The sequence below is a fragment of the Gordonia sp. BP-119 genome (assembly GCF_016924115.1).
Classification (GTDB): Bacteria; Actinomycetota; Actinomycetes; order Mycobacteriales; family Mycobacteriaceae; genus Gordonia; species Gordonia hongkongensis.
On sequence record NZ_JAFFZF010000002.1, the window covers coordinates 246,681 to 261,514 of the forward strand.

Annotated in this window: 11 protein-coding genes, 1 tRNA gene and 1 pseudogene; 9 read left to right on the plus strand and 4 right to left on the minus strand. The window is 67.9% G+C overall.

All coding sequences use genetic code 11. The annotated features are described in order from the left end of the window. Window positions 1–2 precede the first annotated feature (2 nt). On the minus strand, window positions 3–2,273 hold the full coding sequence (locus JW364_RS02450) for an MMPL family transporter (RefSeq protein ID WP_055474905.1): 2,271 nt from the start codon (window positions 2,271–2,273) through the stop codon (window positions 3–5). Between the two features lie 53 nt (window positions 2,274–2,326). Then, window positions 2,327–3,562, minus strand: a complete 1,236-nt coding sequence (locus JW364_RS02455) for an oxygenase MpaB family protein (protein ID WP_165630267.1) — start codon at window positions 3,560–3,562, stop codon at window positions 2,327–2,329. Between the two features lie 189 nt (window positions 3,563–3,751). On the opposite strand from JW364_RS02455, the gene JW364_RS02460 reads away from it, so the two are divergent. After that, window positions 3,752–3,825 (plus strand) — tRNA-Leu (locus JW364_RS02460). A gap of 227 nt (window positions 3,826–4,052) precedes the next feature. Next, window positions 4,053–4,616 (plus strand): hypothetical protein, encoded by a 564-nt coding sequence (locus JW364_RS02465; protein ID WP_205333261.1) that lies wholly within the window; start codon window positions 4,053–4,055, stop codon window positions 4,614–4,616. A gap of 54 nt (window positions 4,617–4,670) precedes the next feature. Here JW364_RS02465 and JW364_RS02470 read toward each other — a convergent pair whose 3' ends face one another. Continuing rightward, window positions 4,671–5,240, minus strand: coding sequence for a TetR/AcrR family transcriptional regulator (locus JW364_RS02470; protein WP_055474920.1), 570 nt, complete (start codon window positions 5,238–5,240; stop codon window positions 4,671–4,673). Window positions 5,241–5,354: 114 nt separating this feature from the next. On the opposite strand from JW364_RS02470, the gene JW364_RS02475 reads away from it, so the two are divergent. Continuing rightward, window positions 5,355–6,788 carry an MFS transporter gene (locus JW364_RS02475; RefSeq protein ID WP_068972359.1) on the plus strand — a complete coding sequence of 478 codons (1,434 nt, stop codon included), beginning with the start codon at window positions 5,355–5,357 and terminating at the stop codon, window positions 6,786–6,788. A 98-nt stretch (window positions 6,789–6,886) separates the two neighbouring features. Beyond that, window positions 6,887–7,105 (plus strand): hypothetical protein, encoded by a 219-nt coding sequence (locus tag JW364_RS02480; protein WP_004020299.1) that lies wholly within the window; start codon window positions 6,887–6,889, stop codon window positions 7,103–7,105. Here the strand turns inward: JW364_RS02480 and JW364_RS02485 are convergent. Further along, entirely contained in the window at window positions 7,102–7,956 is an 855-nt protein-coding gene (locus JW364_RS02485; protein WP_068972360.1) for an SDR family oxidoreductase, read from the minus strand. The two genes, JW364_RS02480 and JW364_RS02485, sit on opposite strands and share 4 nt — an antisense overlap. A gap of 177 nt (window positions 7,957–8,133) precedes the next feature. On the opposite strand from JW364_RS02485, the gene JW364_RS02490 reads away from it, so the two are divergent. The 5 genes and pseudogenes from JW364_RS02490 (at window position 8,134) to JW364_RS02510 (ending at window position 14,817) form a co-directional block, all read left to right on the plus strand. After that, window positions 8,134–8,481: an L-rhamnose mutarotase gene (locus tag JW364_RS02490; protein WP_068972361.1), complete on the plus strand. Its 348-nt coding sequence runs from the start codon at window positions 8,134–8,136 to the stop codon at window positions 8,479–8,481. Between the two features lie 108 nt (window positions 8,482–8,589). Beyond that, window positions 8,590–9,963 (plus strand): annotated as a pseudogene (locus tag JW364_RS02495) (MFS transporter). Between the two features lie 125 nt (window positions 9,964–10,088). Continuing rightward, on the plus strand, window positions 10,089–11,297 hold the full coding sequence (gene rhaI / locus JW364_RS02500; RefSeq protein WP_205333260.1) for an L-rhamnose isomerase: 1,209 nt from the start codon (window positions 10,089–10,091) through the stop codon (window positions 11,295–11,297). Beyond that, complete coding sequence (locus JW364_RS02505) at window positions 11,297–13,333, plus strand: bifunctional rhamnulose-1-phosphate aldolase/short-chain dehydrogenase (RefSeq protein ID WP_058250774.1); 2,037 nt, start codon at window positions 11,297–11,299, stop codon at window positions 13,331–13,333. The genes rhaI and JW364_RS02505 overlap by 1 nt, the downstream gene beginning before the upstream one ends. Next, the gene (locus JW364_RS02510; protein WP_058250775.1) at window positions 13,330–14,817 is read left to right on the plus strand and encodes a rhamnulokinase family protein; all 1,488 of its coding nucleotides are present in this window, start codon (window positions 13,330–13,332) and stop codon (window positions 14,815–14,817) included. Before JW364_RS02505 ends, JW364_RS02510 begins: the two co-directional genes overlap by 4 nt. Window positions 14,818–14,834 lie beyond the last annotated feature (17 nt).

Consider the following 14,834-nt stretch of genomic DNA (forward strand, 5'->3'; position numbering starts at 1 on the left):
TGTCAGACCCTCGTCGGCGCAGTGTCCGGCGCCGCTTTCTCGGGACGCCCGACCTCCGGGGCCTCCTCGGACAATCCGATCCGATCGTGTAGCCGTCGCAGCGGACCCGGCGCCCACCAGTTGGCCCGCCCGGCCAGCCGCATGAAGGCGGGGACCAGGAACATGCGGATGATCGTCGCGTCCATCAGGACCGCCAGGGTGAGACCGACCCCGAACATCCGCATGAACGACACCTCCGACGCCGCGATGGCGGCGAAGACGATGCTCATCAGCAGGGCCGCGGCCGTGATGACCCGGCCGGTCCGGGCCAAGCCCAGCGCCACCGCGTGGTCGCTGGCCGCGCGCGTCCGGTCCGATCGCAACCACTCCTCGCGGATCCGTCCCAACAGGAACACCTCGTAGTCCATCGACAGACCGAACGCCACGCAGAACAGCAGCACCGGCATGGTCGCGCTGAGGGTGCCCGTGGCGGTGGTCCCCAAACCTCCGAGGTGCCCCTCCTGGAAGAACCAGACCATCGCGCCGAACGTCGCCGACAGCGACAGGATGTTGAGGACGAGCGCCTTCAGCGGCAACACGACGCTCCCGGTGAACAGGAACAGCAGCACGAACGTCGCGATCGCGATGAGGCCGAGCACCCAGGGCAGATGCGCGTAGATCGACCCGACGGTGTCGTCGGTGGCGGCGGCGAGCCCGCTGAACAGGGTCTCCGTTCCCGCCGGCGGTGGCACCGCCCGCAGCTCGTCGAGCTGGGCGATCCCCGACTCACTCATCGGGTCGCGGTCGGTCGACACCTGCAGGACGTGTACGTCGCCCCGGGTGTCGTCCGGGCTGCCGGGCGCGGCCGGCGCACCCCGGACGAACGTCCCGGCCGACGACCCTACGGAGTTGACATCTCCGACCGTCGACAGGGCGCGGGTGTAGCCCGCCAGGGTCGCATCGTCCACCGGCCCCCGCACGACGACGGTGACCGCTGCGGACAGGTCGTCCTCGTAGTCGTCTCGGATCTCCTGCTGGATCGCGTGGGCGCTCGCCGACTCGGGGAGCACCCGGTCGTCGGGGAACCCCAGCTTCATCGACAGGAACGGCGCACCGAGTACCAGTAGGAAGACCGTGACGACCGCGGCGACCGGCAAGGCGTGGCGCAGCACCCACTGGACGAGCCGGTACCACCAGGTGTCCTCGGGTTCGACGGGCCGCGCCGGCGGCAGCCGAAGCAGGCGCCGGAGTGGCTTCCGGGCGTCGAACGCGTCGATGCGATCACCGAGGAGCATGAGCACGGCCGGCGTGAGGACGAGTGCCGACACCGCGGCCACCGCCACGACGCCGAGACCCGCGAACGCGAAGCTGCGCAGGAAGTACTGCGGGAACAGCACGAGCGCGCTGAGCGACAGGGCGACGGTCACCGCGGAGAAGGCGACCGTCCGCCCGGCCGTGGCCAGGGTTCGGACGATCGCGTCGGGCCGGCTCAGACCGTGTCCGACCTCTTCCCGGTAGCGCGTCAGGATCAGCAGCGTGTAGTCGATCGCGAGCGCGAGACCCAGTGCGGTGGTGAGGTTGAGCGCGAAGACCGAGACGTCGGTGACCGATCCGATCGCGCGGAGCAGCGCGAAGGTGAGGATGATCGAGACGATGCCGATGCCGACCGGGACGGCCGCCGCGAGCAGTCCGCCGAAGATGAAGATCAACACGATGAACGTGATCGGGATCGCGATGGCCTCGGCGACGAGGAGATCGGACGCGGTCTGATCGTTGACCTGCGCGAAGACCATTCCTTGACCGCCGACCTGCACGGTGATCCCGTCGCGGTCACCGGCCAGGGCCGCGGCGATCTCCTCGGCGTGCCCCGGCGCCGAATCCTCGCCACCGTCGAGCGAGGCGATGATCAAAGTCGACGTCCGGTCGCGACTGACGAGCGCGGAGTCGAGCGCCGGATTGGCCCACACTGAGAGGATCTGGTCCTGCACGTACTGATTGCGATTCAGGTCGGCGACGATGTCCTCACCGACCGCTCGGGCCGTCGGGTCGCGGGAGATGTCGACTCCGTCGGGACCGTCCAGTTTGAGCACGACCTGGACCCCGCCGCGGTTGAACGTCTCGTCGAGAGTTCTCTCGGCCCGCGCCGACCCCGAGTTCGGATCGCTGTACCCTCCGGCCAGCAGATGTTCGGCCGCGGTCGCGCCGTACGCGCCGCACACCACCAGCAGGATGAGTGCGCCCAGCAGCACTCGTTTGGGCATGGATATGACCAGCCGTGTCAATCTGACCAGCATGCGGACCCCTGTCGCGTCGGTCGACTTTACGGCGTTAAGTTATCAGCAGTAATTTAGGTGGTCAAGGACGATTCCGAGACGTGCGGCATGCCGAGTCCGCGTCGGACCGTTCGCAGTTCGCGCTCGATCACCGTCGACTCCGATCCGAGCAGTCCGGTCGCGCGCGCGATCTCGCGCAGCCTGACGGCGGGCCGCGCGACGTCGACGAGATGGTGCAACGGCGTCCGGCGCAAACCCATCCGCCGGGCGACCGGGCGCTCGACCCATCGTGTGCTGATGGCCGAGAACGACGACATGAGCAGGGGTCTGGTGATCGCATCCACCGCGGAGACCAGCAACCCTGGCACCGGAATCGGAGCGGCCCCGTGCACGACGCGCGGAAGGTCGTACCCCTCGCGAAGCAGCGCCTTGATCAGCACCTTCGACGAATCGTCGGGCCGCAGCTCGAATTCGCCTGCGATACGGAACAATTCGCTCGACGACTCGTAACTCGGCGGCAGGAGGTCGTCGTCGACCCCGATGACCCAGCCGATCCAGCGCCACAGATGTGTGATCGCCTCACATTCCGCACTGCTGTAGTGGATCCCGAAATCCCGTGCGACGACGAGAGGGAGAGCCAGGAAGCCGCACGAGATGGTCATCACCGCATACGTCTGGTTGATGGGTGCGCCCCACTCCCCTTCGTCCCAGCCCCCGGCGTCGTCCGTCGGATCGCCGTGCGGGTGCCGCAGGACGTCGCGAATGTAGGCGTGTAGCAGCCGAATACGAAGCGTCGCAGCCCAACCGGGACGGCCCGGGAGCATCGATCCGGGCGTGGTCGCCTCGGCGACCCAGCGGGCCGTCGACTCGACCCGATCACGTGTCCCCGATCCCAGCCGGCCGGTGGCCACCAGCGGACGGACGAACCCCTGCGCCTTGAATCCGTAGATCAGCGATTGATACAGCGTCGACGACTGCAACGTCCCGAACCGCCACCAGGCGCGGGCGCCGGCCTCTGCCCAGGCCGGGTCGAACCACGGAGGTGGGGTGCTCGCGACCTGCAACAGATGCGTCATCGAGGCGGGCATCTCGAGGTGTTCGACATCGGTCTCCTCCTCGGCGGAGGTGTGCTCTTCCAAGAGCGCGACCAGTGTGGAGAAGGAGATTCCGCGTTCTCTGGCCTCGACGATCACCGCGTCGGCGAGCGGATCACCCTGCGTCAGACCCGCCTCGAGGCGCTCGACGATGGCGGGATGCCGCTCTCGGACGGCCTCCCAATTGCGTGCCCCGGTCACCGCTGCCGCGTCCATGCCCCATGATCACCCCGGCGACTGGGCCGGTCAAGGACGGCTGACTCCCAGACGTCGACTCGACTGCCAGACCTCGACCGAAGTCTGGCGGTCGAGTTGACGTCTGTCGGTGGCAGCGCCGGACGAATTCGGACACGCTGCCGCGGCTGACTATGCTCACCGTGGGGACCGTCGTCGAGCGGACCCTTCGCCCCCATAGCCCAATTGGCAGAGGCAGCCGACTTAAAATCGGCACAGTGTCGGTTCGAGTCCGACTGGGGGCACTTCCGGCCGGGCATTCTCGCCGTTTCGGGTCGACACCTCCGGCGGCGCGTCCAAGTTCTTCGACCCGATCCGCGTCGATCAAACGCATGGCCGTTCAGCCGAATACGTACGTGGACACCGCTTCGATCCCCGCGGTTACATGACTGCCGGTGGTACCGAACGACTCTCGGGACCTCCGGGGCGGCATCGCTCATTTCGAGATCATCCCGAACGTGAGGTGACCACCATGCCGAAGCACACCATCGAGGATCTGATCGCGCTGATCCCACCACCGGTGGCACGGCCGGCGACGGTCGACTGGGCGCTCATCGAACAGCGACTCGGATTCCGGTTGCCGACCGACTACAAGGCACTCGCCGACACGTACGGACAGGGAGTCTTCTGCGACGACTTCCTCGTGTGGACCGGTCTCCCCTGGCCCGACGCGTCGATCGAGGAGGCGGGGCGCCACGCGGTGGCCGACCTCGAGCCACTTCTCGAGGACTTGAGCATCGTGACGTGGGCGCATGACGACGGCACCGACACGGCCGTCGACCTGTCCGGCGATTCGTTGTTCGGGTGGGGACGTTCCACCGACGGCGACTCGGGATACTGGCACCGGACGGGCGACGACCCCGACGGGTGGCCGGTCCTGGTCACCGACGGCGTCATGGTCTGCGACTACCACCGCGGCGGTCTGGTCTCGTACCTGTACGACTTCTGGACCGGCGGCTTTCCGAATCGTCAGGTCTTCGCCGACCGCGAAGCACCGGAACGGCTGAGCTTCGAGCAGGTGACCGTCGACTCCTGAGCGGGCGGGGACCCGTCCGCGCCGAGCATGAACAGACGGGCCCGCGGGCTCGGCTCACCTACCGGGCCCGCGGATCCCCTCGACCACGAGATCCAGAAGACGCTGCGACTCAACGCAATTACGGCCCAAAGCGATCATGTTCGCGAGAGTGAAGAGTTCGTCGACGGTGAGATCGGCTCGGATTCCACCGGACCGCTGGGCGGCGCCGAGGATGTCCCCGCCGGCCACGCGGAGGTCGGCGCAACTGGTGTAGAGCGTGCTCTCGGGGTCGCCCGCCGACGCGATGATGATCTCGGGCAGACCCTGGTACGCCCCGACGTGGCGCGCGAGCGCCCGGACCCACTCGACGAGACGCTCGCCGGGGTCCCGCTGCTCGTCATCGGCGCGCGCAGACTCCACGAGGGCGGTGGTGTCCTGTCGCATCGCGGCCGCGACGAGCGCCTCGCGAGAGGGGAAGTGGCGGTACAACGTGCCGGCGCCGACGCCGGCACGTTTGGCGATGTCATCGAGCGACGTGTCGATTCCCGACTCACGAAATGCCTCGGCCGCCGTGGCAACGACTTTGTCGTAGTTGCGTCGAGCATCGGCTCGCATCGGTTTCGCCGGCGCGGATGCGCTGGTCATGACACCTCCCGAAGAAAACACTTGTAACCGGAGAGCATCTCCGCTTCAATAATCGGAGACAGTCTCCAATTGGAGACACTCTCCTGTTCGACCTTACCCGCCCGGGAGGCCCTGATGTTCCAGACCACCGATCGCGTCGCTTCCGCGGCAGGTTCCGACACCGCAGGGTCGACGATCGACCGCCGCACCTGGATCGGACTGGTCGTCGTGGTGGCGAGCCAGCTGATGGTGATCCTCGACGGCACGATCGTCACCGTCGCGCTCCCCCGCATCCGCGACGACCTGGGTTTCAGCGAGGTGTCTCGGTCGTGGGTGATGAACGCCTACGTGCTGGCGGTGGGTGGCCTGCTGCTGCTCGGCGGCCGCTTGGGCGACCTGATCGGACGGCGTCGCGCGCTGCTCTACGGCATCGCCCTGTTCACCGCGGCCTCGCTCCTCGGCGGACTCGCCACCAGCGCGTGGATGCTTCTCATCGCTCGCGTCCTGCAGGGCGTGGGAGCCGCGCTCGCCGCGCCCACCGCCCTGGGACTGATCGTCGCCAACTTTCCGCCCGGTCCCGATCGCGCCCGGGCCATCAGCTGGTTCTCCCTGGGTGCCGCCTCGGGCGGAGCGCTCGGCCTGCTGCTGGGCGGCGTACTCACCGAACAGCTGTCGTGGCACTGGGTGATGCTGGTCAACGTCCCGATCGGGGTGGCGATCCTCATCGCCGCACCGTTCACCGTCGATGAGACACCCCGGCAGCCCGGTCACCTGGGTCTCTGGGACACCCTGCTGTCCGCGGCGGGCGTCGCGGCGGTGGTCTTCGGCTTCATCCGCGCCTCCGAGGTCTCCTGGGCCGACCCGGTGACCATCGCTTCTCTCGCCGTCGGCGCATCGACGCTCGCGGCGTTCGCGATCAGACAGCGTCGTACGAGCCATCCCCTGCTGCCGCCCCGATTGGTGAACTCCGCGCGCAGGGCCGCGCCCTTCGTGGTGATGTTGCTCTTGCCCGGCGCGATGATGGGCATGTTCACCTTCATGACCCTGCACCTGCAGGACGTGATGGGTTACAGCGTCGTCGCGTCCGGGTTCGCGTTCCTGCCGTTCATGGTTCTCAACATCGGATTGACGGTCACCGGGATCACCGCCCGTCTCGTCGCGCGCTTCGGTGCGGCTGCGGTGTTGATGGCGGGATTGTCCCTGGCGATCGCCGGGCTCGTGTGGTTGTCGTTCGTTGGGCCCGACTCCACCTTCGCCGCAGCGATTCTGGCGCCCTCGATGATCATGGGTGCGGGAATCGGCCTGTCCGTGGTGCCGGCGAACGTCCTGATCGTGGACAACTCGCCCGCAGCCGACGCCGGCGCCGCCTCGGGCCTGATGCAGGCGCTGTTGCAGGTCGGTGGCGCGCTCGGACTCGCCACGCTGATGACCGTGTTCGGCCCACTCCAACGTAGCGATCCGTCCGGAACTGCCACCGGCACAACGATTCTGGTCGGTTCGTCGTTCGCGATGGTCGCCCTGCTCCTGCTCGTGGTCGCCTACCGGCCGCGGCGTGCCGCGGCCGTGTGACCCAACGCGACGACATACGTCACGACGTCGGCGCCCGTGCACCCCTCCGAGTCGATCCGCGTGCATCCCCCGAGCCCGCTGATGATGTACTCGGTGTCATGTCCACTCGGGTTGTCCTGCTCGCCGACTCCTCCGTCGCCCTGCTCACCCTCGGTATCTCGGTGTACTCGATCGCGGTCCTGGTGTGCCTCGGGATCGCGATCAACGCGGCCCGGTTCGGACGCAGACGGGTCGCGATCACGATGGCCTGGGTCGTCGGTGTACTGACCGTGGCAGGTGTCATCATCGCCATCCTGAGCAGCACCGCCGGCGGTTAACCCTCCGGCCGCAACTCCGCGCGTTGCCGATCGATGAATTGCGCGGCAAGCCGATTCGTGAGGCCGGGCGCCAATCGCTGGACGCGCCAGGTGATCCGGGATCGACGCGGGACGACCAGCAGTGGTTGATTCCGCTCGATGGCGGCGAGCGTGTCCCGGGCGAGGCGGTCGGCGTCGTACGCGGTCGACGAACCCTGACTCGCCAGATAATAAGAGCGACCGACGAATCCGCCGACCGATCCCTTGTCCAGGATCGGGGTCTCCACTGCCGAGGGACACACCGCCAGCACGTTCACCCCGCGGCCCGCGGCCTCGGTACGTAGTGCGAGCGACAGCCCCACGACCGCATGTTTGGTCATCACGTAGCTCGTGATCAGTCCGGCGGCGACGAGCCCGGCCATCGACGCCGTGTTGACGATGTGTCCGTAACGCTGCTCGATCATCACCGGGTACGCGGCCGCGACCCCGTGCACGACGCCCCGGATGTTGACGTCGATGATCGCGTCCCATTGTTCCGGCGTCAGCATCTCGGTCGGACCACCCCAGGTGATCCCGGCGTTGTTGAACATCAGATCCAGGCGCCACCACTCGGCGACGACCTCGTCGACCACCCGCCGCACAGCGGCGGCATCCGTCACATCCAGTTGCACCGCCCGTGCGGTGCCCGGCCCACCGGACAATGAGTCCGCCACCCGCTGCGCCGCGGGTAGGTCGATGTCCGCGCAGGTGACGTGGGCTCCCCGGGTCACCAGCGCGCGCGTGAGCGCGGCCCCGATACCGGACCCGCCCCCGGTCACGATCGCGATCCTGCCCCCGACATCTGCTCCGCGCGTCTTCCCGAATCCCAGCACGAACAGAGCATGACCGATCCCGTTCCGGCGGGGTGCGCTTTGTGCGAACCGGGTCTTGACATCCTCACAGGCCGCTCTTAGTGTTGCTGCCATCACAAATTGAAACGTTTTAATTCGCCGGGTTGATCCTCTCTCGACGGTCTGCGTTTCCCATCACGTCGTTTGTCAGGAGCAGCCATGTCCGACCCCCAGCGCGTCTGCTTCGTGCTCCAGCTCCGCCCGGAGCGCGTCGAGGACTACCTCGACGCCCACACGGACGTGTGGCCGGAGATGCTCGACGCCCTGCGCGAGACCGGATGGCGCAACTACTCGTTGTTCCTCCGCAAGGACGACGGCATGGTCGTGGGTTACCTCGAGACCGACGACTTCGCGACGACCGCCGCCGCCATGGAAGCAACGGACGTCAACGCCCGGTGGCAGGCGCGCATGTCCGAGTACTTCCTCCCGGCTACCGGCGGAGACGCCGACGGCGCCAATCCCGACACCATCCGCACCGAACTCCTCGAGTACTTCCACCTCGACTGACCGACATCGAACACACGACGCGTACTGACGGGCACACCGACATCAGCGAACCCGGCTTGACCCCTCCGATCCCGACCCTCTCTACTGATCTCCGACGCTAGGAATCCCATGAAAGTAGGAGCGCGCTCCACCACCGGCTGGCGGGCGACCATCTCGGTTGCCATGTCGAACTACATCGAAGCCGGCTCGATCATCGCGATCGCCACCAGCCTGACCTTCTGGCAGGACGAGTTCGGCATCAGCAACTTCGCCGTCGGCCTGCTGGCGGCACTGAGCGCCAACGCGTTCGGCACGGCGGTCGGCGCCGCCATCGGCGGACCGCTGTGCGACCGCTACGGCCGCAAGGCGATCTACACCTACGACCTGCTGGTCTATATGGCCGGCGTGTTGCTCGCCGCCTTCGCGCTCAACTTCACCATACTGCTGGCGGCGTTCATCATCACGGGCCTCGCGGTCGGCGCGGGCGTACCCGCGTCCTGGACCTACATCGCCGAAGAGGCGCCATCGGTCGAACGCGCCAAACACGTCGGAACCGCCCAGCTGGCCTGGTCGGTCGGACCCCTGATCGGCTTCGCACTGGCGGCCGCGCTCGCCCCGATGGGCCTGCTCGGTTCGCGGATCATCTTCCTGCACCTCTTCGTCGTCGCCGCGGTCGTCTGGTGGATTCGCCAAGGGCTCGCGGAGTCCAAGATCTGGTCCGACGAGGCAGTCAACGAGACCCGTGAGCTCACCGCTTCCGTCGGCGCCCGCGGAATCAAGGGCCTGTTCTCCTAGAAGGTCAACATCACCGCACTGCTCCTGCTCGGTGGCATCTACCTCTTCTGGAACACCGTGGCCGGACAGGCCGGCATCTTCATGCCGCGTGTCTACGAGACCGCGGGCGTCGAAAGCGCGGTCCAGCAGAACCTGCTGCAGGTGCTGGTCTGGGGATGCACCGTCCTCGCGACCTACTTCGGCTTCATGCGGTATGCCGATCGGGTCTCCCAGCGCGCCCTGTACGTCTTCGGCGCCGCATTGGGCATCGTCGCCTGGATCGTGCTGGTCGCCTTCACCGACAGCGGTGTCGCCACGATGCTCGTCTTCGCGGTCCTGTGGGGTATCTCCTCGGGCATCGGCGCGCAGGCGTTCTACAGCCTCTGGGCCAGCGAGATGTTCGCGACGCCCTATCGGGCCAGCGCCCAGGGCGTCATGTTCTTCGCCGTCCGCACCGCAACCGGTCTCCTGAGCTACTTCTTCCCCACCATGCTCGCGGCCACCGGACTCACCACGGTCGGCATCCTGCTGGTCGCACTGCTCACCATCGCGCTGATCATCGGCGCCATCGCGGCTCCGGACACCCAGGGCAAGACGCTGCAGCAGATCGAGGTCGAGCGCTACGGCGCCCCGCTGTCACCCGAGCTCATCGAGTCACCGGAATCCGCTGCGCACCCGACCCGGGGCAACAACCCGGCCGCGGAGTCGGGACACAGGGCCCCGGCCTGACACCACGGCCTGATCGCGCCGTGCGCGATTGAAACGTTCCACCAGCTCGCATGTTCCACCCAGACCTCCCCGCCGCCGGCTGACCCCGACGCCGGCGGCGGGGAATCCCAACCGAAAGAAATCTCATGGCCACCTTTGACGAGACGATCCTCGACAACCTCGAGATCGAGCTCCCCTCCTGGGCGTTCGGCAACTCCGGCACCCGGTTCAAGGTGTTCGGCACCCCGGGCACCCCCCGCACCATCCACGAGAAGATCGCCGACGCCGCGAAGGTCAACGAGCTGACCGGGCTGGCACCCACCGTCGCCCTGCACATCCCGTGGGACACCGTCGACGACTACACCGCCCTGGCCGCTTACGCGAAGGATCTCGGCGTCAGCCTGGGCACCGTCAACTCCAACACCTTCCAGGACGACGCCTACAAGTTCGGCAGCCTGACCCACACCGACAAGACGGTGCGGCAGATGGCCATCGACCACCACCTCGCCTGCATCGAGGTGATGAACGCGACCGGTTCGCGCGATCTGAAGATCTGGCTGGCCGACGGCACCAACTACCCCGGACAGGGCGACATCCGCGGACGCCAGGACCGGCTCGCCGAGTCGCTCGCGACCATCTACCAGCACATCGGCGACGACCAGCGACTCGTATTGGAGTACAAGTTCTTCGAGCCCGCCACCTACGTCACCGACGTCCCCGACTGGGGCACCTCCTACGCCCACGTGACCGCGCTCGGCGAGCGGGCGATGGTCTGCCTCGACACCGGCCATCACGCGCCGGGCACCAACATCGAGTTCATCGTCGCGCAGCTGCTGCGCCTCGGAAAGCTGGGTTCCTTCGACTTCAACTCGCGCTTCTACGCCGACGACGACCTCATCGTCGGTGCCGCGGATCCGTTCCAGCTCTTCCGGATCCTGTTCGAGGTGATCCGCGGCGGCGGGCTCGACGCCGGGTCGCCGGTCGCTCTCATGCTCGATCAATGCCACAACGTCGAGGAGAAGATCCCCGGCCAGCTCCGTTCGGTGCTGAACGTCGAGGAGATGACGGCCCGCGCACTACTCGTCGACACCGATGCGCTGACCGAGGCACAGGCCGCCGGAGACGTGTTGGGCGCGAACGCGATCGTGATGGACGCGTTCTACACCGACGTCCGTCCGATGCTCGCCGAGCGTCGTGTCCGTCGCGGCCTGCCCGCAGACCCGATGGCCGCATACGTCGACTCCGGATACCACGAGCGCATCGTCGCCGAGCGTGTCGGCGGTACCCAGTCGTCCTGGGCGCCTGAGCCCTCCCCCAGCCCCAGTTCCCTGAACTCCCGAGGAGATCACCCCTAATGACCAATCCCGCAGTCGCCGCCCTCATCGAGCGGTCCAACCGACTCGGATCGGATCCGAAGAACACCAACTACGCCGGCGGCAACACCTCCGCCAAGGGCTCCGACACCGACCCGGTCACCGGTGAAGACGTCGAACTGCTCTGGGTGAAGGGCTCCGGCGGTGATCTCGGCACCCTCACCGAGAAGGGCCTGGCCGTGCTCCGGCTCGATCGCATGCGTGCGCTCGTCGACGTCTATCCCGGCCTCGACCGTGAGGACGAGATGGTCGCCGCCTTCGATTACTGCCTGCACGGAAAGGGCGGTGCCGCACCGTCGATCGACACCGCGATGCACGGCCTCGTCGACGCCGCGCACGTCGACCACCTGCACCCGGACTCCGGTATCGCCATCGCGACCGCGGCCGACGGCGAGGTCTTGACGCACAAGATCTTCGGTGACCGCGTCGTGTGGGTGCCGTGGCGTCGTCCGGGTTTCCAGCTCGGGCTGGACATCTCGGCGATCAAGAAGGACAACCCGCAGGCCATCGGTTGCATCCTCGGCGGCCACGGGATCACCGCCTGGGGCGACACCTCCGATGAGGCGCAGGCACATTCGCTGGAGATCATCCGCACCGCCGAGGAGTACATCGCCGCCAACGGTCGGCCGCAACCCTTCGGCGGCCCGATCGACGGCTACGGCGCATTGCCCGCCGAGGAACGCCGGGCCAAGGCCGCGGCGCTCGCCGCGTTCATCCGCGGCCTCGCCTCGATGGACAAGCCGCAGGTCGGTCACTTCACCGACGTCGACCCGGTCCTCGAATTCCTGGCGGCAGAGGAGCATCCGCGCCTGGCCGCACTCGGCACCAGTTGCCCGGACCACTTCCTGCGCACCAAGGTCAAGCCGCTGGTCCTCGACCTCCCGGCCGACGCGAGCGTCGAGGAGTGCAAGGAGCGCCTCACGGCACTGCACGAGGCCTACCGCGAGGACTACCGCGCGTACTACGACCGTCACGCCACCGCGGACAGCCCCGCGATGCGCGGCGCCGACCCGGCCATCGTGCTGATCCCGGGCGTCGGAATGTTCAGCTTCGGCAAGGACAAGCAGACCGCACGTGTCGCCGGCGAGTTCTACCTGAACGCCATCAACGTGATGCGCGGCGCCGAGGCCATCTCGACCTACGCACCGATCGACGAGTCGGAGAAGTTCCGGATCGAGTACTGGTTGCTCGAGGAGGCCAAGCTCGCCCGCATGCCGAAGCCCAAGCCGCTCGCGACCCGCATCGCCCTGGTCACCGGGGCGGCATCCGGCATCGGCAAGGCCATCGCGACGCGTCTGGCCGCCGAAGGTGCATGCGTGGTGATCGCCGACCTCGACGCCGAGAAGGCACGGGCGGCCGCCGAGGAGATCGGTTCGACCGATGTCGCCATCGGGGTGGCCGCCGACGTCACCGACGAAGCGGCCGTACAGTCCGCGATCGACGCAACGGTGCTCGCCTTCGGCGGCATCGACCTCGTCGTGAACAACGCCGGCCTGTCGCTGTCGAAGTCGTTGCTGGACACCACCGCCGCCGACTGGGACCTCCAGCACGACGTGATGGCCCGCGGTTCGTTCCTGGTGAGCAAGGCCGCCGCACGCGCCCTCATCGATCAGAAGCTCGGCGGCGACATCCTGTACATCTCGTCGAAGAACTCGGTCTTCGCCGGGCCGAACAACATCGCCTACTCGGCGACGAAGGCCGACCAGGCCCATCAGGTCCGTCTCCTGGCCGCCGAGCTCGGCGAGCACGGGGTCAAGGTCAACGGCATCAATCCCGATGGCGTGGTGCGTGGTTCGGGGATCTTCGCCGGCGGCTGGGGCGCCAAGCGCGCTGCCGTCTACGGCGTCGAGGAGAAGGATCTCGGCAAGTTCTACGCGCAGCGCACCCTGCTCAAGCGCGAGGTGCTGCCGGAGAACATCGCCAACGCCGCGTTCGCACTCTGCACGTCCGACTTCTCGCACACCACCGGCCTGCACGTGCCGGTGGACGCGGGCGTCGCCGCCGCGTTCCTGCGATGAGCCGATCCACCCGGTCCGCCCAGGTCGCCGCGATCGACCTGGGCGCGACCAGCGGCCGGGTCATGCTGGCCGACGTCTCGCGCGGACGACTCGAGCTCGAACAGGTCGCCCGGTTCACCAACGACCCGGTCCACATCTGGAACGGGCGCAGGTCCGCTCTGCACTGGGAAGTCCCGGCGCTGTTCCGCGCCGCGTCGGCCGGCCTCGCCGAGGCGGGCAGGCAGTCCGACGATCTGGTCGGGATCGGGGTGGACTCCTGGGCGGTGGACTACGCGCTCCTGCGGGAGGGCCGCATGCTCGGGTTGCCGCACCACTACCGGGACACCCGGAGCGCGGCTGGGGTGGACGCCGTGCACGCCGAACTCGGTCCCGCGGACCTGTACGTGCGCAACGGTTTACAGTTCCTGCCGTTCACCACCGTGTACCAATTGGCCACCGAGAAGGCCGACGGGTTGCTCGATCAGGCCGACACCGCCCTGCTGATCCCCGACCTCATCACGTACTGGCTCACGGGCCGGCGCGGCACCGAACGCACCAACGCCTCGACCACCGGACTGCTCGGCATCAACGGGCGGTGGGACACCGCGATGATGGAGCGTCTCGGATTGCCCGTCGGCTTGTTCCCCGACCTCGTGGAGACCGGCACCGACCAGGGCCCGTTGCTCGGCGACGTCGCCGAGCGCCTCGGACTGTCGACGTCGACCCGCGTCACCGCGGTCGCGTCCCACGACACCGCGTCGGCGGTCGCCGCCATCCCGATGGACCCGTCGCGGTCGGCGTACATCTCGTGCGGGACCTGGGGTCTGGTCGGCGTCGAACTCGAGCAGCCGGTCGTCTCCCGCGACGGGTGGAAGGCCAACTTCACCAACGAGGTCGGCGCCGACGGCCGTATCCGCTACCTGCACAACGTGATGGGCCTGTGGCTGCTCAGCGAGACGGTCCGCCAGTACCAGCGCGAAGGGTATCGCGCCGATCTCGGTGAACTGCTCGCGCAGGCCGCCGAGGCGCCGGCGACGGTCGAGATCTTCGACACCGACGACGCCCGGTTCCTCCCACCGGGAGACATGCCCGGACGCATTCGCGACTGGTACGACGAGCGCGGCATGCGTCCGCCGATGACGCGCGCCGAGATGGTGCGCGCGATCGTCGAGAGCCTCGCGGCGGCCTTCGCCGACGGGGTGGCGCGAGCGGCCGAACTGTCCGGCACGACGGTGGAGACCGTCCATCTCGTCGGCGGCGGCTCGCAGAACCGGCTGCTGTGCCAACTCACCGCCGACCGGCTGGGTCTGCCGGTGCAGGCCGGTCCGGTGGAAGCGACCGCGCTGGGCAACGTGCTGATCACCGCCCGCGCCCACGGCCTGATCGATGGCGACCTCGAGGCGATGAGGTCTATCGTCGCCGATAGGTTCCCGCCGCAACACTACGCACCCCGACACTCCCGCGGCACGCGCTCCCGGACCGCGGTGGGGACAGGAAAGGCATGACCATGCAAGGCAGTTCT

Coding starts and splice junctions, on each gene's coding strand:
- JW364_RS02490 (WP_068972361.1), top strand. CDS start 8,134: ATGTCCGACCCCCAGCGCGTCTGCTTCGTGCTCCAGCTCCGCCCGGAG.
- JW364_RS02470 (WP_055474920.1), bottom strand. CDS start 5,240: ATGACCAGCGCATCCGCGCCGGCGAAACCGATGCGAGCCGATGCTCGA.
- rhaI (WP_205333260.1), top strand. CDS start 10,089: ATGGCCACCTTTGACGAGACGATCCTCGACAACCTCGAGATCGAGCTC.
- JW364_RS02505 (WP_058250774.1), top strand. CDS start 11,297: ATGACCAATCCCGCAGTCGCCGCCCTCATCGAGCGGTCCAACCGACTC.
- JW364_RS02475 (WP_068972359.1), top strand. CDS start 5,355: ATGTTCCAGACCACCGATCGCGTCGCTTCCGCGGCAGGTTCCGACACC.
- JW364_RS02480 (WP_004020299.1), top strand. CDS start 6,887: ATGTCCACTCGGGTTGTCCTGCTCGCCGACTCCTCCGTCGCCCTGCTC.
- JW364_RS02510 (WP_058250775.1), top strand. CDS start 13,330: ATGAGCCGATCCACCCGGTCCGCCCAGGTCGCCGCGATCGACCTGGGC.
- JW364_RS02455 (WP_165630267.1), bottom strand. CDS start 3,562: ATGGACGCGGCAGCGGTGACCGGGGCACGCAATTGGGAGGCCGTCCGA.
- JW364_RS02450 (WP_055474905.1), bottom strand. CDS start 2,273: ATGCTGGTCAGATTGACACGGCTGGTCATATCCATGCCCAAACGAGTG.
- JW364_RS02465 (WP_205333261.1), top strand. CDS start 4,053: ATGCCGAAGCACACCATCGAGGATCTGATCGCGCTGATCCCACCACCG.